Here is a 19,587-nt window from a genome sequence, read left to right on the forward strand (position 1 = left end):
ACATAGCCGAGGTAGAGCAGCGGCGGGTGGATCGCCAGACCGACGTCCTGCAGCACCGGGTTGAGGTCCTTCCCCTCGGCCGGGGCCGGATCCAGCCGCATGAAGGGATTGGAGGTCAGCAGGATGAACAGGATGAAGGCGACCGATATCCAGGCCTGCACGGCGAGCACGTTTGCCCGCAGCGTATCGGGCAAATTCCGTCCGAAGACCGCGACCAGGGCGCTGAACAGCACCAGGATCAGCAGCCAGAGCATCATCGAGCCCTCGTGATTGCCCCAGACGCCTGACAACTTGAACAGCAGCGGCACAAGCGAATGGGAGTTCTCCCAGACGTTGGCGACAGAGAAGTCGGAGACGACGTGGGCGTAGGTCAGAACTCCGAAGGAGAACGCCACCAGCGCGAACATCGCCAGGGACCCTACAGAGGCCAGATCCATCATCGCACGGTCGAGGCGCCTTGCACCGATCACCGGCACGACGGAGACCACGAGCGCCGTCGCCAGCGCCAGGATCAGGGCATAGTGGCCGATCTCGATGATCATTGCGATTCTCCCGCGTGTTGCCACAGCCCCTGCTCTTTCAACTTGTCGGCAACTTCCTTCGGCATGTATTTCTCGTCGTGCTTGGCCAGCACCGTATCGGCGGTGAAGACGTCGCTGCCCGTTTCGAAACGCCCCTCGGTCACCACGCCCTGGCCCTCGCGAAAGAGGTCGGGAAGAATGCCGGTATATCGTACCCTGACCAGATCGCCGGTCGCATCGGTCACCGCAAACTGCACTGTCGATCCCCCCCCGCGCACGATGCTGCCCTCGCCCACCAGGCCACCGAGACGTATGCGCGTTCCAGGCGGCACCGGGTTCTTGGCGATATCCGCAGGCATATAGAAATAGGCCACCGACTGGCTGAAGGCGAACATGACGAGCAGCACCGCCGCAATGATGAAGCTCATGCCGCCACCGATCACCGCCAGGCGCTTCTGCTTGCGCGTCATTCCGTCATTCCTTCTGTCGCAATGTCGAGCTCTCGCGCCAGCGCCAACAGTTGCTTGCCTTGCTCGCCGGTTGCAGGGAATACCGCGAGTCCACGCTGCAACGCGTCGACCGCGTGCGCCTTTTCGTTCAATACGGCATAAGAACGCACAAGCCGCAGCCAGCCTTCCAGATTGTTCGGGTCCTGGGTAAGCTTGGCATCAAGGCTTTCCACCATGCCGCGGATCATCTGTTGCTGGTCACCGGCACTCATGCTCTCGGCTGCGGCAACCTCAGCCTGGGTGGGATTACCGGGCGCGCTCGCGGCGCCGCTCGGCGACACGCCGCCATCCATCGCAATGCCAAGTTCTTGCGCCAGCGCAAGGAGTTGCTTGCCTTGTCCGCTGCTGGCCGGAAACGTTGCCAGTCCGCGCTTCAGAGCCGCAACTGCGCGATCCGTGTCTTTCAATACGACATAAGAGCGGACAAGCCGTAGCCAGCCTTCCAGATTGTTCGGGTCCTGGGTCAGCTTGGCATCAAGGCTCTCCACCATGCCGCGGATCATCTGTTGCTGGTCGCCCGGACTCATGCTCTCCGCAGCGGCAACCTCAGCCTGCGTCGGATTACCCGGCACGCGCGCGGCACCGCTCGGCGGCGCGCCGCCATTCTTCGCAATGTGTTCGGCGACCAGCGGCAACCAGGGCGCGTCGGCCGGCGATTGCTTCGCGAGCGCCTCGAAGGCGACCTTGGCCTCTGCTGCCTGACCAGCCTGCTCCATGCTAAGCGCAATGTAGAACCGGGCCTTCGGATTGTCGGGATCTAGCTGAAGCGACTGCTCCAACACCTTGCGCGCATCTTCGGTGACCACACCGTCCGAGATCGCCATCAGCGTCTCGGCAAGGCCGTCCAGCCGCGCCGGGCTCGGCCCGAGCAGACGGATCGCGCGGCGATAGGCATTCTCGGCATCGGCGACACGCATAGTGTTGAAGTATATCGGTGCCAGGACGTCCCAGCCCTTGCCGTCATCGGGATTTTGCGCCAGGTGCCGCTCGGCCTTGGCGACCAGGATCGCCATATCGTTGCCGGGATTCTCAAGTCTGGCTTGCAGCGGCTGCGACGGCAAATCGGGTCGCCCAACAAAAATGTAAAGACAGAGCCCCACCATCGGCAGGAGCAACAGCACGAACGCCTCGGAAAGACGGTGATGTTTCGAGGCCTTGCGATCGATGACCGGCGCGGCCGAGACAGTGATCAGGCGCCGGCCAATTTCGGCTCGCGCGTAATCGGCCTCATCCTCTGAAATCAGCCCACCAGAGAGATCGCGATCGAGTTCCCGCAACTGATCGCGATAGACGGCAGCCTCCCCGGCATGCGCGTCATCGACCGCTCTCGTGTCACGCAGAAGCGGGTAAAGCAGAACGGCAGCGACGGCGGCCGTCAGAGCGGCCACAAGAATCCAGAAAAGCATAGATGCCAAATACTCGAAGCGAACATCTATTCCAACAAGCAAAGCCGCAATGACGATTATTTGAGGCGTTTGGCCGCAACATGGCCCGAGCAGTTAGTTCTGCCGTCGCTCAGCCGAGGGGCGACCAACTGCCATTATCGTTTCGGCAGGCGGAACCGCGCGCCACCGTTTCCTTGCCGCCGATCGTCACGCTATGGGTATACTGACGGCAGTTCTGCGAGCCGACCTGGTAGGGTGCAGACGCGACGACCCTGCCGCTGACATTGCGCCCGCTCCAGACAACAGGCTGTCCGACTGCAGCACTTTCCAGCGCGCGATACTCGGCTTCCAGGGCGCGCTGGAGGTCGCTGTCGCTGATATCCACGCCGCTGCGACCGATGATGCCGCCCTGCAACGCCGCGATATAGGTAGCCGAAGCAGGAGGTTTCCTCGAGAAAAGACCGCCGGAGCCACCGCTTTTTGTCGATTGGCACGCTGAAAGCGTGATGGCGACAAGAAGCGAGGAAACGATCATGCCTTGCGAACGTAGCATCATTCAGCCGAACCAGAATTAGGTGTCAATTACGCAGCCACACGCGCACCAAGCCGTGTCGGCAATAAGGCAAAGCATGCTATGCAATCGCCTATGTCTATGTGACATCAAGCAAATGCTCACGCAACATCCTTTGTGATGCCAGGCAAAATAAGCCGGGCCTTCAATCCCTGCCATTCGCCGCGGGACAATTCGAGCCGCCCCTGATACTCGTTGGAAATCTCCGTCACGATCGAAAGTCCAAGGCCGGTACCCGGTTTGCTTTCGTCCAGCCGCTTGCCGCGCTTCAGCGCCTCGCGAACCTGATCCTGCTCAAGTCCTGGCCCATCGTCCTCGACAACGAGCTCGACCCAGTGGCGACGCCCGCTGCCTTCCGTGCCCTTGACCTCCTCCGGTGCTTCCGCGACGGAAACGCGAACCTTGGTCGCCGCGAAACGGGCGGCGTTCTCCAAAAGGTTACCGACGATCTCTTCTAGGTCCTGCTGTTCCATGGCGACCGCAACATGTGGCTGCGCCGCCGTGAGTTCAAACTGCTTGTCGGGGTTCAAGCGCCGCATCACGCGCACCAGGCGCTCAAGAGCGGGTTCGGCGTCGGTGCGGGCAAGCACGGATTCGCGTTGCGCCGCAATGCGGGCACGGTTCAGATACGACTGCACCTGGCCTTGCATCGCCTCCGCCTGGCCGCGCACGAGATCGCCGTGCGTGCGTTCCAGCACGCGCGCCTCGTTGAGCAGCACGGCAATCGGCGTCTTCAGGGAGTGGGCAAGGTTGCCGACCTGCATGCGCGCCCTCTCGACAATGCGGCGATTGCTGTCGATCAGCGCGTTGACCTCGTTGGCGAGCGGCAGGATTTCGCGCGGAAAATCGCCCTTCAACTGCTCGCTCTCGCCGGCGCGAATTCGCTCGAGCGCGGCGCGCGCCTTGTCGAGCGGCTTGAGGCCGTAGAGAATCGCCAGTGCGTTGACGATCAGGCTGCCGACACCGAAGCCGGCTAGCGCCAGGTAAAGGCTATGGGAGAAATTGCGAACGTCGTTCTCGACAACATCGACGTTGCCGGTCACGCGGAAGCGGGCGGCGCGACCGTCAGTATCCAGCACGACCTCGGTCTCGGCAACCTGGATCCGATTCCCCGCAGCATCCGTCACCTGATAGTAGCGCTCATAATTCTTGTCGAAGGGCGCTTCGAGAACAGAGGGTACAGGGATCGACGCGGAACCCAGCGAGGGCGACACGAGCGGCGGCGCCGTGTAGGTGCCGAGTGGTTCGACGACCCAATACCAGCCCGTCTTCGGCTGCGCAAAACGCAGGTCGCCAAGTTGCGGGCTGCCGCTGAGCGCCCCTTGGTCGCCGATCGTAACGGAATTGACGACGTTATAGAGCTGGGCGCGCAAAAGGTCCTGGAAGCCGCGCTCCGCGCTCTTTCGGTAGAGCGTCGAGATCAGCAACCCGATGACGACAAGCGCGACAGTCGACCAGATCGTGGTCAGCAGCAGGACGCGTGCAGTAAGCGATTTAATTCGCATTGTTCGGCGCTTGGATACGGTAGCCGAGCCCGCGCACCGTTTCGATCAGATCGACGCCCATCTTCTTGCGAAGGCGCCCGACGAAAACCTCGATCGTATTGGAATCGCGGTCGAAATCCTGATCGTACATATGTTCGACCAGCTCGGTACGCGAAACCACTTCCCCCATGTGATGCATGAGATAGGACAGCAGCCGGTACTCATGCGAGGTCAGCTTCAGCGCCACACCATTGACTGTCGCCTTTGAGCTCTTGGTATCGAGCCGCACGGGGCCGCAGATGATCTCGGACGAAGAATGCCCCGCCGCGCGGCGGATCAGGGCGCGGATGCGTGCCAGCACTTCCTCGACATGGAACGGCTTGGTGACGTAGTCATCCGCGCCGGCGTCGATGCCCGCGACCTTGTCGCTCCAGCGGTCGCGCGCCGTCAGGATCAGCACGGGCATGCCGCGACCTGCGCCACGCCACTTTTCGAGCACCGTGACGCCATCCAGTTCCGGCAGTCCGATATCGAGAATGATCGCGTCATAAGGCTCGGTATCGCCGAGGAAGTAGCCCTCCTCGCCGTCAAAGGCCTGATCGACGACGTAACCGGCTTCCTTCAACGTGTCGCTGAGCTGCCGGTTCAGGTTGACATCGTCTTCGACTACCAGAATGCGCATCGGTCCGCTTTGCTCCGCTTGATCTCTTGGCGTCTAGATAGGGCGATTCTGCCTACATCGGAACCTTGACGGTCACTTTACGCGGGCGCTGTCCGTTGCCTTGGACGAGGACGGTGATGATGCAGCTGTCGCCAGCAGGCTGAACGGAAAGGAGCTGACCTCCCGTTTTTTCCACAACCTCACGCGCGGCCTCGCTGCAATCGCCTGCAACACGCACCGTCAAGGTACGCGGATTATCCGGTGAGGGCGACGTTATCGCCAGCCCGGCGGCTAGCGCTGCGACGCTCAAGGGAGAGGCCATGTGCAATGCTTTCAATGGATACTAACTTGGCCCAGACTATGTACTCAAGAGACCTGAATGGCAAATGAATGCCTTGTAATCCTTGATATTTAGAACAATTCCGAATTCACGCCAGGCGTGTTCAAAAGTCCGGTCGGCGAACGAAGCTTTCCGCTCGCCGCGCCGGATTCAAGAAACGGACTTGATGGTCGCCTTGGCGGTGACACGCCCGTAAGCAGCGAGCAGGCCGCCGAGTGCGCCAGCTATGTTGACGACTGTGTCGACCAACTGGCTCTTGTCCGTCGCACCAAGGTCGATACTGACAAAATGCAACACAGATGCGACGATTGAAATCAGCGCGCCCCAAATGGTCTTCGAACTGTACCAATTCTTCAGATCTATCATTTTCTCTCCTTCAAGATGAAATTCACACAACACATGTCGCGTGCGCCGGAATGCCGAGCGACACACGTTCCCCAAGTTGCCGGACACGCAGGCTGAGGCTGTTTTGCGGATGGCCGAAATCGGCGAGTTCGTCAGCGGTGGGATAAACCCACTCCGCCCTGTCGGATTCGCTTACTCTCAGAACCGCGTCACCGTCCATAATCTCGACGCGGTAGCGTTCAAACGGCTCATCCAGCGGAATTTCGGCGGCGAGCCAGTTGTCGGCGCTGTCGCGCCCGCGCCGGATCCAGGGACCTTCACGCCATCGTCGTTGCGCGCGCATCTGATGTGGACGGGGGCAAGCGGCGTCAGTGCCCGCAGGCCTCCCTCGAAGGCAAAGGGGCCGGCCTTCCCAGCCGACGAGGCCGTTTCGGCGATCCAATTCAACCGCAGGTCCATTTCGTCGCTGCCGAGGCCGAGCGGCTTGACCGCTTCGTCGAGCAGCACGACGGCCGAGCCGACTGCTGCCCCGGAAAGCATCGCATCCTCGATGCCGGCAAGCGCCCGTAACAAGCCATGCAGCGCCCAACGCCCACTCTCTACCTCCTCGGCCTCCCGGAACGCCAGGACTTCCCAGGCACCGTTGACCGACAAGAGCGCCATAAGGTTGGCGCCATTCAGAACTGAGGTCGCCGGTGCCGAAGCCAGGCCGCCATATGGCAGATCAAGTTCGAGCGGCAGTGACCAGTCAAAGCGGCCGACAACCCCTGCCGCGAGCGCGCATGTCAATGAGCCAATGCGGGCCGGCCGATCGAGTAGCACCCTGCCCTTGTAACCCTCGCTCGTAGCAGACGACGATAGCCCGATTGTTGTCCACGGTTTTGCAAAGGCTGCGCCTCGGGCGAAGCTCGAAGGATCGCTGCCATCGAATCGCGGCAGATCCATCAGCTGAACGACGGGAGAAAACAGGTTCGAGCCGCCCTCGCCGCTCGGCTTTGCACCAGTAACCGTCCCTGCACTCCTATCGACCGAGGCCGCAAATTCGCGCGCCTCGACCCGGCGGGCGTCCCCATCTTCGACGCGGGTGATCAGGAAGCGACCGTGGGGTCCGTCTGGGAGTGTAACGATATCGCCAGTCTGGATACGCATCTCATTCGGCGGCAGTGAGAACCGGATGGAGCGCCGGGCAATGCGATTGTCGCGCAACAACGCCTCGTTAGCGGCAAGCGCCGTCTCCTCAGGTACGACGGCTGTGAGATGCTGCTGAATGATCCGGTTCGTCGATTGCGCCACGCGATGGGAACGGGCGCTCGCCTGCTCATAATCGAGGTCGGGGTTGTAGAAGCTCAGCAAGGCTTCGGCGGCAAAATCGCTGTCATGACCACGCGTCTCCTGCCACAGCGGCTCGTCTTCGCGGTCCACAAGAATTTCGACTGGCAGCGCCGGCAGGCTTGTCCGCATGCGGGACCGGAAACGCAAAAGCCCCGCATCTTCGATCGCATCGATCCGAAACGCTTCCTGGAGTGGCTAGATCAGGCTGCGCGCGGAGTCCCCCCTGCACATACCCCGACAGATCGCCGCTGACCTCCGCTACGTCGAAATCGTCAAAGCCGTGTTCCCGCAGCACCGCGGCCACGACCTCCGCCGGAGTGCCACCACCGAGCCTGCCGTTCAGCCAATGCCCAATCCTCCAGTTGGCGCCGTCACTCCATGCTATACCGCCGTCGTCGAGCGAGCCGGACCTGACAGCAAACGGGTGATTGCCATCCTCATGCTGTTCACCGGCCTTTCGAGCGCGATCTTCTGGCCGATCCTCAGTCAGCTGAACGCGAGCGTCGGCTGGCGCATGACGTTTCTCATCTGCGCGGCGCTGCAGTTTTTCGTCTGCCTGCCGCTGCATATTTTCGCCCTGCCGAAGCCGATCGCCTTTACTGCGGACAGCAGCGCCGCACAGGAAACGCCGGTGCCGCTTTCGCCTGCGGGACAGCGCAAGGCCTTCCTGCTGATTGCCGCCGCAACGACGATATCGACTTTCGTGACTTTCGGGGTGTCGCCATCGCTGCTCGAAATACTGCGTCAGTCAGGCGCCTCGCCTGCGCTGGCGCTGCAGCTCGGTTCGGCACGCGGCGTGATCGGCATTTCCGCCCGCATCCTGGATATGCTCCTCGGGCGTCGCGGCAATCCGATCCTCAGCGCCGCAATGGGCGTGAGCCTGATGGTCTCAAGCTTCGTGATGATGCTGCTGATCCCGCCTTCGACGCCACTGCTCGTCACCTTCATCCTGCTCTATGGCTTCGGCTCCGGTGTCATGACCGTTGCCCGCACCCTGCTGCCGCTCGCCCTGTTCTCGCCGCGCGAATTCGGGCTGCAATCAGCCCGCCTGTCGCTGCCGCAGAACCTCGCCAATGCCATCGCACCCGTCGTCTTCACGGCGATCCTCGATCGCGCCGGTGCCGGAACCGCAATCGCGACATGCGCCGCGCTCGCCGTCATCTCGCTCGGCTTCGTGCTGACGCTGGCTGCGCAGGTCAAGGCAGCGACCAGGGTATACGAACCGGCCTGAGAGATGCAGGCAGTTGCTGCGATGGGCGGGACATTTCAGGTCACCTTCCCATCTTCTTCATAAGCAGCCCACCGCTTGATCTTGGAGGAGAAACAACATGGACCGGTTCACTGGCGGTTGCCGCTGCGGCAATGTCCGCCTCGTGGCTATTGGACGCCCCTATCGGGTCGGCATTTGTCATTGTCTCGACTGCCGCAAGCATCATGGCGCACTCTTTCACGCATCCGCGATCTTTCCTCAGGATGCGGTGACGGTCGAAGGCGAGACAGGTGAGTACGACGGGCGGTTCTTCTGCCCCCGCTGCGGCTCCCCGGTTTTCGGGCGCTCCGGGGATGAGGTCGAAGTGAACCTCGGATCGCTCGATGCTCCCGACCAGTTACAGCCAACTTACGAACTCTGGACCATCCGCCGCGAGTCGTGGCTGCCGCCGTTTCCGCTGGCGAGACGATACGAAGGCGACCGCGACGCCACGAGCCGCTTCGAGGCCTAGGTTGCGTCGCTATGCAGCGGCGGCTCCGTCACAGCCCGAAAGCGCAACTCGGCGACATAGAGCTTCGTCTTCGGTTCGCGGCGGCTCTGCGTCCTGAGATGCAGCAGGCTGACGAGGTGATACGCTCCAAGATCGAGCGCCACATCCTGCAGCAGGGCGTGGAGACGCGAGGCCGCCAGCTGCGCCTGCCTTCGCCCACCCACGTCGAAGCAGATTTCGAGCGATACCAAATGCTCCTCGCCTCTCTCGGTCGAAGTCGAATAGTCGTTGCTGACGAGTTCGCCGATCAGCACGCAAGGAAGCTTTCGCCCGGTCACCAGCCGATCGCGGATACCGTCGTCGCCGATCATGACGAGAAGCTCTGCGTCGCCGGTCAGGCGTGCATGGATAGCCGTCAGCAGTTCATTGGCTGCGCTCATGGCTCTCGCCTCCGTTTGCCGGCGAATTACCTGCGGTATCTCTAGCTAACCGCGCCAGGATCGCCGCCAGATCGCGGAGCGTGATCGAAAGGGCAGTGCTCATCGTAACTCTTCCTCGCAGAGGCAGCAGAGGTAGCGGCCGGTCTCATCCGGATCGCGCCAGGTGCCGATGGCAAACAGCCGATCGCCCTTGCGCAGCCGCATCCCGGCCCTGATGTCGCTGCGGAACCGCAGCCAGATACGGTGGGTCAGCGTGAAAACATCCGCGCCCGCCCGCTCCTCGCGCACTTCGCTCACCGGCTCGATCCGCGCCCACATGGAAGCAATTGCGGCAAAGGTGACGGTCGCGCCACCCTGCCCGTCCGGCGCTTCTTCCGGCGCCTCCAGGTCGAGCGCGCGGTCATCTGGCCGGGATCGAAGAAGACGGATCGCATCAGAGCCTCCGCATCAGGAACGGCGCCACCAATCGGTCGTAACCAGCGGGTACGTCTGCTGGCTGGTCCTCGACGGCGACGGCGCCCCTGAAGGCGAACATCTGGGCGACATGCATCAGCATCGCCCGCTTCAGTGTGTCGGGCACCTCGGCACCGCTCTCGCCGAAGCCGGCGGAAAAATCGATCTCGATGCCGCTTGCGGCAATGGCAGGGTTCAAGTTTCGAGCCAGCACAGACGCGCCGGCCGGGCAGTACCGTCAAGCACATGGCCGGCCGCGGGCAAGACCACTTCCTCGCCCACCTCATCGTAAATGCTCAGGCTTTCAACCGCTTGCACCGGTCCCTTGGCAATCTGAATCACGCGATCTTCAGGTAACGATTCAAGATGGAGGCGCCAGACCTGGGTGATCAGGCAGAGGCCCGTCGTGCGCTCCGGATGCTCGCGGGCGACGCTGATCAGCGAGGCCAGCAGCGCATCTTCGCTGCCGTCATCAAGCCGCAGATGGGCCTTCACTTCCGCAAGCGTCAGCGCTTCCGCCGAAGGTGGGGTAATCAGTGCAAAAGTCATGGACGATCTTGGATTGGTTTGATGCAGGCATATTCGGCAGGCGGATACGAATAGTGGCCGCACCCGCCTTGCCCCGATCAACTCACGGCGAACTTGATGAGCTTGATCGCCTCGAAATTCTGCACTCCGCCGCCGACTCGCTTGGTTGTGTAGAAGAGCACGTAAGGCCTGGCGGAATAGGGATCGCGCAGCACGCACGCCGGTGCGGTCGACGACGAGATAGCCGGCGCGGAAGTCCCCGAAGGCGATCGACAGCGCGTTGGCCGCGATATCGGGCATGTCCTCGGCCTCGACAACAGGGAAGCCGACGAGCGAAGCCGCCTCGCCTGCCGTTGCCGGCGGCTGCCAGAGATAGCGGCCGTCACCATCCTTCAACTTGCGGACCTCGGCCTGCGTCTTGCGGTTCATGACGAAGTTGGCGTTCGGCCGATGCCCCGCCTTCAGCGAATAGATCGTATCGATCAGCGTGTCGGAAGCACCCGTGGTCTTGAAGGCGCCGGCCGCACCCGTCGCGATATAGCCGAGATTGCCCCAGCTCCAGGCGCTGTCGGCGACTGTAGTGTAAGCAAGGAAGCCCTTCGGTTTGCTGGTGCCGTCGCCGTTGACGAAGGCGGTACCCTCCTGCTCGGCAAAGACGGTATCGACCTCGCTGGATATCCAAGCCTCGATATCAACCGCGGCATCGTCAAGCAGCGCTTGCGTCGCCGCCGGCATGGCGTAGAGCTCCATCGTCGGGAAGGAAAGTTCGGCAAGCTGGGCGCTCGATGTCTGCGGGCGGGCCGCCGTTTCGGCCACCCAGCCGGCCGCCATGCCCGAGGTCGCAAACGGCTTCTTCAGCACCGAGCCAGAGACCTGGCGGACGGTCGCAAGCGAGCGGATCGGCGAGACGACGGAGAGGCGACGGCCGATCTCGGTGTCCGTCTCGGGCGGCACAAGATAGCCGCCATCGGTCCCCGACCCCGCCGACATTGCCTTCGCCTCGAGCTCGCGCAAGCCGGCCTCGTCGCCGCGGCGGATATATTGCTCGAACGCCGCCTTGTGCTCGTTCGACTCGACGCCGTTTCCGCCGCCACGTCCGAGCGGCGGCCGCGCCTTCTTCAGCGCCAGCTGGTCGAGCACCTTCTTCTGCTCGTCCATCGCCCGGTTGATGCGATCCATCTTGTCGCGAGTGACGACATCGGCCGCCACCTTCTCCCCGATCTCGCCTAAGCGGCGGTCGTTGGTGTCCTTGAAGGCCTCGAACGTCTCCATGAACTCGTCGAAGGCCACAGCCATCTCGGGCGCCGCCTTGATTTCCGGCGCGATCCTCGAACCTGTCTCATGCATGTCGGTCATGTCCCGTTTTCCTATCTGAAGGTTTCTGTCAGCATCATCCGGGCGGCCCGGCGCATGGCGCGGACCAGCTCGGTCTCCTTGTCGCGGAACCACCGCGCATTCTTGATGTTCTGCACGCGCGCCGACGGAAGCATCGGGAAGGTCACAACAGAGATCTCCCAGAGGTCGGCTTCAAAAATGCGGCGCACGCCCGACTTCGCATCGGTCTTTGCCCGCACGGTGCGGAAGCCGATCGAAAGCCCGTCGAGCGCGCCTCTCTTCAGGAGCTGGTGCACCTCGCGCGCCCGGGCCACACCCTCGGCAAGCATGCCCTCGACATAGAGACCGCGGCTATCCTCGCGGATGGTCTTCCAGGCGCCGATCGGCTCTGCCGGGTCATGCTGGAAGAGCATGCGCACGCCGCACGTCCCGCGTTCAGCCAGCGACTTGCGGAAGGCGCCGCGCTCGATGGCATCCTTGCCGAGATCGACTTCGCCAAAGACGCTGGCATAGCCGGAGAAGCTGCCGTCGCGCTTCAGCCCCCTCAGCTCCAGATTGGCGAACTTGCGCGTATCCGCGCCCATGGGTGATCGCACCAGCGCGCGGCTTGCGGTCATGATATTCTCCTCGTTGTAAACTGTTATTCCGGCTAGCGCCCGCGCGCCGTATCGTCCTGCGAGGCGCGACAGGATGCCGAGACCCCACCAGGCACAGATGCCTGCCGCCGCCGACCCGACAGCACGACCTCAGAGGCCGAGAGGCGATCCGCCAGCGCCAGCCTTTCGGCAATCCAGATACCCGTCGGGCCGCCGAAGATCGTCCCGCAGGCAAGGCCGGTGAAGAAACGGCTCGCAGCCTCCCGTCGGCTTTTCGGCAGGAGATAGACGAGCGACACCGCTGCCCCCGCCGACGCGCCGAGCGCCCTGGTCGCCCAGAGCCCGGCATCGTTGGAAAGGTCTGTGATCGCAGGGATCCTTGGTTGGCGAAGAACGACAGCCGACCGGCGGTCACGACTTCGCGCCGCCGTATTCGGGGTGCCGTCCTCGCACTTCAGCGAATCTTTTGAATCGCTTGGGTGCGTTTGCTCGAACATTGAGTCCAGGCGCTCAGAGTTTGATTCATGCGCCGGCGCAGGCTTTCAATACCCCACCGCCTGGCGCTTCTCCTCGTCCGTGAAGAACGCCGCGCTTCCCAACCTTGTCCATAGTTGATCGCGTTCCGCCGCAAGCCCGGCCACCTTGTCGAGATCGGACTCAAGCCGCAGGCGGTCTTCGTAATGTCCGGAGAGCCAGGCGGAAAGCGAGGCCGCGGTGCGGGTCAGCATCGGCAGCACGGTCAGCCGATAGAAGGCGCGGTTCGCCTCCTGGTAATAGGCATAGGTGTTGTCGCCGGGAATGCCAAGCAGCATCGGCGGCACGCCGAAGGCAAGCGCGATGTCGCGGGCAGCGCGCCTCGACGAAATCCATGTCCTTCGGCGACAGCCCCATCGACTTCCAGTCGAGCCCGCCCTCGAGGAGTAGCGGGCGTCCGGCGCGCATCGGGCCGGAATAGCCTTCGTCGAGTTCCTGTTTCAGCCGCTCGTACTGGTCGGGCGAGAGATTGCCGCCCTCCTTCGGCTGGTAGACCAGCGCGCCTGACGGGCGGGCCGAATTGTCGAGCAGCGCCTTGTTAAAGGTCGCCGCCGCATTGGAGAGATCGAGCGCCACCTGGGCGGCCGCAAGCGGCGGGAAACCGAGATGATGTCGAGTGGATGGAAGAGCTTCAGATGCAGCAGCCCCAGCCCCTCCGTCTCCGCCGGAAAGCGGCGCACGGAACCGCCGGCGCGATAGTCGTAAGCCTCGGGCCACCCATCCCTGCCCTCGACGATACCGATGCGATCAGGCCGCAGCAGGTGCAGCTCACGCACATTTCCGCCGACCATCAGCGGCTCGACATAGGCATTGCCCGACAGCAGCAGGTGCCCATAGAGCGCCTCGAAGAAATCGGCGACCCATGCGTCCGTTTGGCTGGCCGAGCAGCGAGAGGATGGCATGATCCGGCCGCTCATGATCGCCCTCGTAGAGCAGCCACGGCACCGAGGCTGCGGCTTCCGCCACTAGCCTGACACTGCGGTGTGCGACCGGGTTCTTCATGAAGCCCTCGCGCGACAGTGCCGCATAGGAGCGCCCCGTCCAACTCGCCCGCCCCCCTGCGGCAAGCGACATGAAGCCACCTGCGGCCTTCTTCTCGGGCACGGTCCTGCGACCCGCCGCGGAGCTCCACGGCAGCAATGATCTCAATCTCATGGTTGGTATCCCGGAGTTAGGCGGACTCTCAAGCCTGCGGCGTGGCGACAGCCAATCGCAGGTGGAGCCCGATCAGGCCTTGAAGGCGACTTCTATGGTTTGCCGGTCCTGCGCCACGATCCGGCACTTGGTCTCGAAACCCTCGCCCTTGATGATCAGGACGAATTCCGCAGGTATGCCAGCGGAATTGGAGACGGAGAGCCCGGCGCTGTCGGTACCGAGCGAGCGTATGGTGCAGTCGATCGTCGAGCGGCGGTCGTTGAACATGATGGACCCCGCTTTCAGGACGCGACGGCGCGAACCAGTCGGACCATCAGCGCCGATAGAGTTCCACGACACGCATCGGTTTCGACCGTTGTGCTTGGCGTGGTACATTGCGGCATCGGCCTGAGCCAACAGCGTCTCGATATCCCTGGTGATGATCGAAAGCGCCGAAATGCCGAAACTTGCTGTCACGTTCAAGTCGCCGAAAGCTCCTCGGATCGGCCGGGACGAGATCGCCATCCTTACCTTTTCGGCGACCGCGAACGCCTCTTCGCGATTGATATGCGGAAGGAGAATGGCAAATTCCTCTCCCCCGAGCCGGCCGAACAGATCTCCCGCCCGCAGGTTCGCCTTGCAGGTTTCGGTGACCGCATGGAGCACCTGATCCCCCGCGGCGTGGCCATGGGTGTCGTTGACGCTCTTGAAGCGGTCGATGTCCAGAACAATGCAGGACAGGTCATGCTGGTGTCTCAGGGCAAGCGACAGAAGTTGATTGGCCTCCTGCCGGAAGGCACGGCGGGTAAGCGTGCCCGTCAGGCTATCGGTCGCGGCCGACTGCAGCAGCTCGATCCGGTCCATCGCCACGCCCGCCAGTTCGTGGAGAACAGAAAGATCCCTGGACCCGAACGATCTGGGGCGGCGATCGATCGCACATACCGTTCCGATAACGTGGCCACTCTTGGTTTTCAAAGGCACCCCGGCGTAAAACCGCACGTGGCTTTCTCCCGTTACGGCCGGGTTGTGCGCGAACCGCGGATCGCGGGTCGCATCCTGTACGAAAATCGGTTCCTCATGGTCGACCACGTAACGGCAGAACGTATCTTCGAGCGGAACCTCGTCCGCCGCCAGCCCAGAACATGCCTTGTACCATTGCCGATGCGCGTCGATGAGGGACACAAGGCCGATCTCGACCGCGAAGATCTCCTTGATCAGCCGCACGATGCGCTCGAAACCTTCGTCCTTCGGGGTATCGAGGAGGTCAAGCTGCTCCAGCGCCGCGAGACGCTCGATTTCCCGCTTTTTCGGGTCCAAGCACGACGTCCCGAAAGCCCTCACAACCACCATGCAGCATCGCTCCTAGCCCAGCTGAGATAGCATGCGTCTCATACATTCGTGAAGAAATTCAATACCGCTTTCCCCATCACATTATCGATGGCTTGTCAGAGTGGGACGGGAGATGCAGGCCTCCCTGCTTGCCGTCTGGGGGCGCCATAGCCTAGCCAGATTTACGCGAGACGCCCGGGTCCTTTCACGCTATGAAGGGGACCCTAGATCCCGCCTGTCAGATACCGAGGTTTCCAGATGGCTTTGAAAGTCCTTTTCATTGGCGGCACCGGCCAAATCTCTTACCCATGCGTCGAGCGCGCCGTTGCCGAGGGTCATGATGTCAGCGTTTTCAACCGCGGCCTGAGACAAGACCCTTTGCCTGCAGGCGTGACCTCGATCGTGGGTGAACTTGGATCGACCGCCTACGCGGATCTCGCCAGGGCCAACTTTGACGTCGTATGCCAGTTCATCGCCTTCACGCCCGACCAGATTGCGCGCGACATCGAGGTGTTTACGGGGCAATGCGGTCAGTACATTTTCATCTCCTCGGCCTCGGTCTATGAGAAGCCGCCACGTCACTATGTGATTACCGAGAAGACACCGGCGATCAATCCGTACTGGCCCTACAGCCAGGCCAAGATTGCCTGCGAGGAACTGCTCAAGAAATCCGATAACCTGGCCTGGACGATCGTCCGCCCCAGCCACACGGTACGCACCGGTGTGCCGATGATGTTGGGCGATAGCGACATCATGGCAAGGCGCATGCTGGACGGCGAGCCCACCATCGTGGCAGGCGACGGCCACACGCCCTGGACACTGACCCGCTCGGTCGATTTCGCAGTGCCTTTCGTCAGGCTTTTCGGCAAGAAGGCGGCGCTTCGCGATGTTTTCCACATCACCTCCGACCGCGCGCATATCTGGAACGATATCCAAAGGGCGATCGGCAGATTGCTCGGCGTCGAGGCCAAGATCGTTCACGTGCCGACCGACACCCTGATCAAGTATAATCCGGCCTGGGAAGGTCCCTTGATCGGCGACAAGGCCTGGACTGCGATCTTCGACAATTCGAAGGTCAAGCAGGTCGCAGGTGACTTCACCTGTGCTGAAAGCCTGGATGAGATCCTCGCCGAGCCCATCATGCACCTGAAGCAGCGCCTCGCCAAAAATCGTCCACCGAAGGGTGAACTCGATGCTCTGGTCGACAGGATCTGCGCCGCGCAGAGCGCTCTCGGCTAGGCCTGCCGTCCAACCGCATCCCTAACTGGCGCGCTGGAGGGCAGGCTGCAGCATCAGCGCAGCGGCCGCTTCACCGCCGTGTTGCTCTCGTAATCCGCCGCCATCCGCATTTCGCGGATCGGGCGCACGAGGTCGATGGAGCGCTGGTAGTCTGGATGCGCCTTGTAGGCGGCAAGAGCAGCTTCGTCCTCGAATTCGCCGTAGACAACGAGGTCGACATCGGTGCCTAGCTGGTCGGTCTTGATGTTGGTGCCGATCTCCAGCAGGCGGGCGTGCGGGATCGCCGTCAGGATCGACAGGCCGGCGCGCACCTTTTCCAGTTGGTCCGCGGGCGCTGTGAAGAAGACGATGTGGCGGATCACGCGGAACTCCTGTGAGCGTCTAGCCGAAGACCCGCGCGATAGCACGCAGCAGCCAGGCCTTCAACCGCGCAAGCGCACCTGCCGGCCGTTCGCGACGGATGGCCGCAAGGAAGGTCTTGCCGTAGCCGGCGAGCTTTTCCGCCCGGTCCGTACCGTTGACGATGCGGCGCGCATTGACCCAGTCCTCCGTCGTCTCGTTCAGGTGGTCGGCGAGCTTATGAGTGGCGAAAGAGCCCTGGACCATACCTTCGATCAGGATCGAAACGGCGGCGTCCATCTCCATCGCCCGGTCGGGCTCGGCCACGAGATCAATGCCGGTCAGCAAGCTCATCGCCTCGTAATTGCGCTTGTGGGTGAGCTGCACCAGGCCGCGGCCGAGCCAGCACTTGCCGTCCTCGTCTGGCCGCCAGTAAGGCGTCTTCACCCAGGAGAGCTTGCCTGACGCATAGGCATTTTCCAGGATCTCAATCGCCCTTGCGTCGGTCGTCGCCAGCGTCTCGCGCACCGGCTGCATCATATAGGCCGTCTCGTGGTAGGCGGTCGCCATGATGTAGGCGAGCCAGCGCGGATCGGCCTCAGCCATTCGCGCTTCCCAGAAATCGAGAATCGCGGTCATGCCCTCCACCTGCGGCTGATTAAGCGCTCCCTTAAAGAGCGCATGGCGCACAGTGTTGAAAAAGAAGGGCCTGTCGATGTGGATAACCATAATACCAGCCTCAAAAAGTGGTACGGCGTTCTACGTCTCAATCGATTAAAATTAATTCAATCGTTTAAAGTGTTTAAGCGCCTGATTTACACGTAGTTTAAGCCGTGCCAGTGATTAACTCACCGTTAAATCCAGCCTCGGAGGAGAGCATGCAGCAGCCGGCCAACAGCAATCAGCCGACCATTCCCCAGCATGTCGTCGACCAGCTCGAAAACGAGTGGCGTCAAGTTCGCCCGGAGCCGCAGTCGCCACGCCCAGCACAACAGCAACCTCAACGCTAGTCCTCAGACACCCCTCACCCGGGGTTCTCCGTATCCCTCCAGCATCGGTGCCGTCAGCGCCCAGACCAGCGCATCCAGCCGGTCGGGCGAACGGCCGGATGAAAGCCCGTCCGGGCCGAAGTCGCACATCTGGTCTTCCAGCGCGACGAAGCGCCCGGCATGGGCAACGCGCCCCTGTTCGTAGAGTGCGGCAACCGGTTCGGCCCTGAGGTACTTACCGCGCGTCGCGCGCACGGTCGTGACCGGCAGGCTCTCGTCGATGCTTTTCAGCATCGATGGCGGCCAGAAACACAAAAGCCGGGTCGAACGCCCGGCTTTCAGATCCGAAAAGCTTTGCCTCGGCACTCCGCCGCGCCCGCAACTTTCCGACTATGCCATAACCCTATCAAACGACCGTCACGCCGTCAAGGATTATTTTCCTATCAAGTGAAAATTTTCCAAAGCCACCGGACTGCTTGAGTTTTTCTGATTGGTCCACATCCATCAGCATGTGCTAATTTTATCGCATGAACCAGGAAGAGCTCATTTCCTTTGCGCTCAGCCTGCCGGAGGCGGTCGAGAGCGCGCATCATGGCACGCGCGATTTTCGCGTGCGCAGCAAGATATTCCTGACGGTGCCGGAACAAGACTATTGCGTCGTCCGCCTGACGCCCGACCAGCAACACATGACGCTGGCGGTGGCGCCCGACGACACGGCCGCGGTGCCGGGCGGCTGGGGACTGCGCGGCTCGACCCGGCTTTTCTACGGCAAGGCGAGCGACGAACTCGTGCATGGCCTCGTGCGCAAGTCATGGCAGAACGTCGCGCCAAAAACCCTGCAAAGACAATTCGTTGTCATTCCATCCGGCTAGATCGAATCAACGATAGCCGGTAGCGTCGGCGGCTTTGCCTGCGTCCATGACCTCGTCCATGTAGCGCCAGCAGTCCGGCCGCGAGCCGTCCACATCGTCAAAGCCGTAGATCTTGGCGAGCCCGCCGCTCGACAGCGACTGGCCGCTCCAGCGGACGCGTTCTGGATCGGCGGCAACGGCTGCCACCGCCCGGCCCGTGAAGCGCGGTGTCTCGGAGATGATGAAATGCGGCTGCACGGACGTCGCGTCGCGCCAGTTCTCCTCTCGCACATTGAAGATATCGAGCATCATTTCCGAGCGCATCCAGCCGGGCGTCAGCGCCACAGCCGTCGCGTCATGCGGCGCAAGATCCTTGGCATGCGCCCAGGCCATGCGGATGGCGCCCGTCTTGACGAGGTCGTAATATGGGCAGAGGCGGTAATGCGTGGCGTTGTATTCGGCCGTGCCGTCGGTCAGTTCGACCAGCAGCCCGCCGGGGCGCTCGACCATCAGCGCCAGCGCGAAATGCGCGGTGATCAGATGGGTGTCGATCGCCAGCCGCAGCATGTGCAGCCCCTTGTCGAGCGAGTGCTCCCAGACCGGCTTGTTCCATTCCGTCAGATGTTCGCCGCCCCAGATATCGTTGACCAGGATATCGAGCCGGCCCTGTTCGCGGCGGATCCTTTCGACCAGCACCTCGACTTCCGAAGGCATGGTATGATCGACGCGAACCGCGATCCCCTCGCCGCCCGCAGCGGTTACCATCTCGGCGGTCTCCTCGATCGTCTCCGGGCGGCCATACTCCGATTGCTTCTCCCGCGTCGTGCGGCCGGTAACGTAGACCGTTGCCCCGGCGGCCCCGAGTTCCAAGGCGATCCCGCGACCTGCGCCGCGCGTGCCTCCGGCCACAAGGGCGATCTTTCCTGAAAGCGCTGCTGTCACGTGCTTGTCCTCCACGCTGGACCAGGCGCA

General features: G+C 62.5%; 17 protein-coding genes and 8 pseudogenes. 4 read left to right on the forward strand and 21 right to left on the reverse strand.

Annotated elements, in window-relative coordinates:
• The 9 genes and pseudogenes from ccsA to AF71_RS20515 all read right to left on the reverse strand — a co-directional run.
• A partial coding sequence (gene ccsA / locus AF71_RS20470) for a cytochrome c biogenesis protein CcsA (protein WP_169682817.1) occupies positions 1 to 542 on the reverse strand: 542 nt, incomplete at its 3' end.
• Positions 539 to 991, reverse strand: coding sequence for a cytochrome c maturation protein CcmE (gene ccmE / locus AF71_RS20475; RefSeq protein WP_169682819.1), 453 nt, complete (start codon positions 989 to 991; stop codon positions 539 to 541). The genes ccsA and ccmE, both read right to left, overlap by 4 nt.
• Before the next feature lie 323 nt (positions 992 to 1,314).
• Positions 1,315 to 2,436 (reverse strand): annotated as a pseudogene (ccmI, locus tag AF71_RS20485) (c-type cytochrome biogenesis protein CcmI); the annotation flags it as partial.
• A 109-nt stretch (positions 2,437 to 2,545) separates the two neighbouring features.
• Positions 2,546 to 2,971 (reverse strand): membrane protein, encoded by a 426-nt coding sequence (locus AF71_RS20490; protein ID WP_025661003.1) that lies wholly within the window; start codon positions 2,969 to 2,971, stop codon positions 2,546 to 2,548.
• 116 nt (positions 2,972 to 3,087) lie between these two features.
• Entirely contained in the window at positions 3,088 to 4,491 is a 1,404-nt protein-coding gene (locus tag AF71_RS20495) for a HAMP domain-containing sensor histidine kinase (RefSeq protein ID WP_018860061.1), read from the reverse strand.
• Positions 4,481 to 5,152: a response regulator transcription factor gene (locus AF71_RS20500; protein WP_169682821.1), complete on the reverse strand. Its 672-nt coding sequence runs from the start codon at positions 5,150 to 5,152 to the stop codon at positions 4,481 to 4,483. Before AF71_RS20500 ends, AF71_RS20495 begins: the two co-directional genes overlap by 11 nt.
• 52 nt (positions 5,153 to 5,204) lie before the next feature.
• Positions 5,205 to 5,453, reverse strand: coding sequence for a hypothetical protein (locus tag AF71_RS20505; RefSeq protein ID WP_018860059.1), 249 nt, complete (start codon positions 5,451 to 5,453; stop codon positions 5,205 to 5,207).
• Between the two features lie 168 nt (positions 5,454 to 5,621).
• Entirely contained in the window at positions 5,622 to 5,837 is a 216-nt protein-coding gene (locus AF71_RS20510) for a hypothetical protein (RefSeq protein ID WP_018860058.1), read from the reverse strand.
• Positions 5,838 to 6,014: 177 nt separating this feature from the next.
• The gene (locus AF71_RS20515; RefSeq protein ID WP_246733749.1) at positions 6,015 to 7,295 is read right to left on the reverse strand and encodes a phage tail protein; all 1,281 of its coding nucleotides are present in this window, start codon (positions 7,293 to 7,295) and stop codon (positions 6,015 to 6,017) included.
• 235 nt (positions 7,296 to 7,530) lie between these two features.
• Here AF71_RS20515 and AF71_RS20520 point away from each other — a divergent pair.
• Positions 7,531 to 8,379 (forward strand): annotated as a pseudogene (locus AF71_RS20520) (MFS transporter); the annotation flags it as partial.
• A gap of 97 nt (positions 8,380 to 8,476) precedes the next feature.
• Entirely contained in the window at positions 8,477 to 8,869 is a 393-nt protein-coding gene (locus tag AF71_RS20525) for a GFA family protein (RefSeq protein ID WP_018860054.1), read from the forward strand.
• Here AF71_RS20525 and AF71_RS20530 read toward each other — a convergent pair.
• The 8 genes and pseudogenes from AF71_RS20530 to AF71_RS20565 form a co-directional block, all read right to left on the reverse strand.
• Positions 8,866 to 9,288: a DUF3168 domain-containing protein gene (locus tag AF71_RS20530; protein ID WP_169682823.1), complete on the reverse strand. Its 423-nt coding sequence runs from the start codon at positions 9,286 to 9,288 to the stop codon at positions 8,866 to 8,868. The two genes, AF71_RS20525 and AF71_RS20530, sit on opposite strands and share 4 nt — an antisense overlap.
• A 99-nt stretch (positions 9,289 to 9,387) precedes the next feature.
• Positions 9,388 to 9,722: pseudogene (locus AF71_RS20535) on the reverse strand (phage head closure protein).
• Positions 9,722 to 10,290 (reverse strand): annotated as a pseudogene (locus tag AF71_RS32280) (phage head-tail connector protein). The pseudogenes AF71_RS20535 and AF71_RS32280 overlap by 1 nt, the downstream one beginning before the upstream one ends.
• Before the next feature lie 77 nt (positions 10,291 to 10,367).
• Positions 10,368 to 11,625: pseudogene (locus AF71_RS20545) on the reverse strand (phage major capsid protein).
• Between the two features lie 11 nt (positions 11,626 to 11,636).
• Positions 11,637 to 12,221, reverse strand: a complete 585-nt coding sequence (locus AF71_RS20550; protein ID WP_210258329.1) for an HK97 family phage prohead protease — start codon at positions 12,219 to 12,221, stop codon at positions 11,637 to 11,639.
• Between the two features lie 30 nt (positions 12,222 to 12,251).
• Positions 12,252 to 12,568 (reverse strand): annotated as a pseudogene (locus tag AF71_RS20555) (DUF6107 family protein); the annotation flags it as partial.
• A 174-nt stretch (positions 12,569 to 12,742) separates the two neighbouring features.
• Positions 12,743 to 13,889: pseudogene (locus AF71_RS20560) on the reverse strand (phage portal protein).
• A 72-nt stretch (positions 13,890 to 13,961) separates the two neighbouring features.
• Positions 13,962 to 15,218, reverse strand: a complete 1,257-nt coding sequence (locus tag AF71_RS20565) for a sensor domain-containing diguanylate cyclase (protein ID WP_169682826.1) — start codon at positions 15,216 to 15,218, stop codon at positions 13,962 to 13,964.
• Between the two features lie 237 nt (positions 15,219 to 15,455).
• On the opposite strand from AF71_RS20565, the gene AF71_RS20570 reads away from it, so the two are divergent.
• Positions 15,456 to 16,436: an SDR family oxidoreductase gene (locus AF71_RS20570; protein WP_169682828.1), complete on the forward strand. Its 981-nt coding sequence runs from the start codon at positions 15,456 to 15,458 to the stop codon at positions 16,434 to 16,436.
• 53 nt (positions 16,437 to 16,489) lie between these two features.
• Here AF71_RS20570 and AF71_RS20575 read toward each other — a convergent pair whose 3' ends face one another.
• The 3 genes and pseudogenes from AF71_RS20575 to AF71_RS20585 form a co-directional block, all read right to left on the reverse strand.
• Positions 16,490 to 16,798 (reverse strand): Dabb family protein, encoded by a 309-nt coding sequence (locus AF71_RS20575; RefSeq protein WP_018860049.1) that lies wholly within the window; start codon positions 16,796 to 16,798, stop codon positions 16,490 to 16,492.
• A 19-nt stretch (positions 16,799 to 16,817) separates the two neighbouring features.
• On the reverse strand, positions 16,818 to 17,504 hold the full coding sequence (locus AF71_RS20580; RefSeq protein ID WP_169682829.1) for a hypothetical protein: 687 nt from the start codon (positions 17,502 to 17,504) through the stop codon (positions 16,818 to 16,820).
• A gap of 284 nt (positions 17,505 to 17,788) precedes the next feature.
• Positions 17,789 to 18,061, reverse strand: a pseudogene (locus tag AF71_RS20585) (DNA-packaging protein); the annotation flags it as partial.
• Positions 18,062 to 18,291: 230 nt separating this feature from the next.
• Here AF71_RS20585 and AF71_RS20590 point away from each other — a divergent pair.
• Complete coding sequence (locus AF71_RS20590; protein WP_169682830.1) at positions 18,292 to 18,636, forward strand: MmcQ/YjbR family DNA-binding protein; 345 nt, start codon at positions 18,292 to 18,294, stop codon at positions 18,634 to 18,636.
• Between the two features lie 6 nt (positions 18,637 to 18,642).
• On the opposite strand, the gene AF71_RS20595 is transcribed toward AF71_RS20590, so the two are convergent.
• Positions 18,643 to 19,557, reverse strand: coding sequence for an SDR family oxidoreductase (locus tag AF71_RS20595; RefSeq protein WP_062371600.1), 915 nt, complete (start codon positions 19,555 to 19,557; stop codon positions 18,643 to 18,645).
• Positions 19,558 to 19,587: the final 30 nt, after the last annotated feature.

Origin of the sequence: Rhizobium sp. 57MFTsu3.2, assembly GCF_012932765.1 — a bacterium.
Classification (GTDB): Bacteria; Pseudomonadota; Alphaproteobacteria; order Rhizobiales; family Rhizobiaceae; genus Rhizobium; species Rhizobium altiplani.

Coding starts and splice junctions, on each gene's coding strand:
- AF71_RS20580 (WP_169682829.1), bottom strand. CDS start 17,504: ATGGTTATCCACATCGACAGGCCCTTCTTTTTCAACACTGTGCGCCAT.
- AF71_RS20510 (WP_018860058.1), bottom strand. CDS start 5,837: ATGATAGATCTGAAGAATTGGTACAGTTCGAAGACCATTTGGGGCGCG.
- AF71_RS20565 (WP_169682826.1), bottom strand. CDS start 15,218: ATGGTGGTTGTGAGGGCTTTCGGGACGTCGTGCTTGGACCCGAAAAAG.
- AF71_RS20530 (WP_169682823.1), bottom strand. CDS start 9,288: ATGAGCGCAGCCAATGAACTGCTGACGGCTATCCATGCACGCCTGACC.
- AF71_RS20550 (WP_210258329.1), bottom strand. CDS start 12,221: ATGACCGCAAGCCGCGCGCTGGTGCGATCACCCATGGGCGCGGATACG.
- AF71_RS20525 (WP_018860054.1), top strand. CDS start 8,477: ATGGACCGGTTCACTGGCGGTTGCCGCTGCGGCAATGTCCGCCTCGTG.
- AF71_RS20505 (WP_018860059.1), bottom strand. CDS start 5,453: ATGGCCTCTCCCTTGAGCGTCGCAGCGCTAGCCGCCGGGCTGGCGATA.
- ccmE (WP_169682819.1), bottom strand. CDS start 991: ATGACGCGCAAGCAGAAGCGCCTGGCGGTGATCGGTGGCGGCATGAGC.
- AF71_RS20495 (WP_018860061.1), bottom strand. CDS start 4,491: ATGCGAATTAAATCGCTTACTGCACGCGTCCTGCTGCTGACCACGATC.
- AF71_RS20590 (WP_169682830.1), top strand. CDS start 18,292: ATGAACCAGGAAGAGCTCATTTCCTTTGCGCTCAGCCTGCCGGAGGCG.
- AF71_RS20570 (WP_169682828.1), top strand. CDS start 15,456: ATGGCTTTGAAAGTCCTTTTCATTGGCGGCACCGGCCAAATCTCTTAC.
- AF71_RS20500 (WP_169682821.1), bottom strand. CDS start 5,152: ATGCGCATTCTGGTAGTCGAAGACGATGTCAACCTGAACCGGCAGCTC.
- AF71_RS20490 (WP_025661003.1), bottom strand. CDS start 2,971: ATGATGCTACGTTCGCAAGGCATGATCGTTTCCTCGCTTCTTGTCGCC.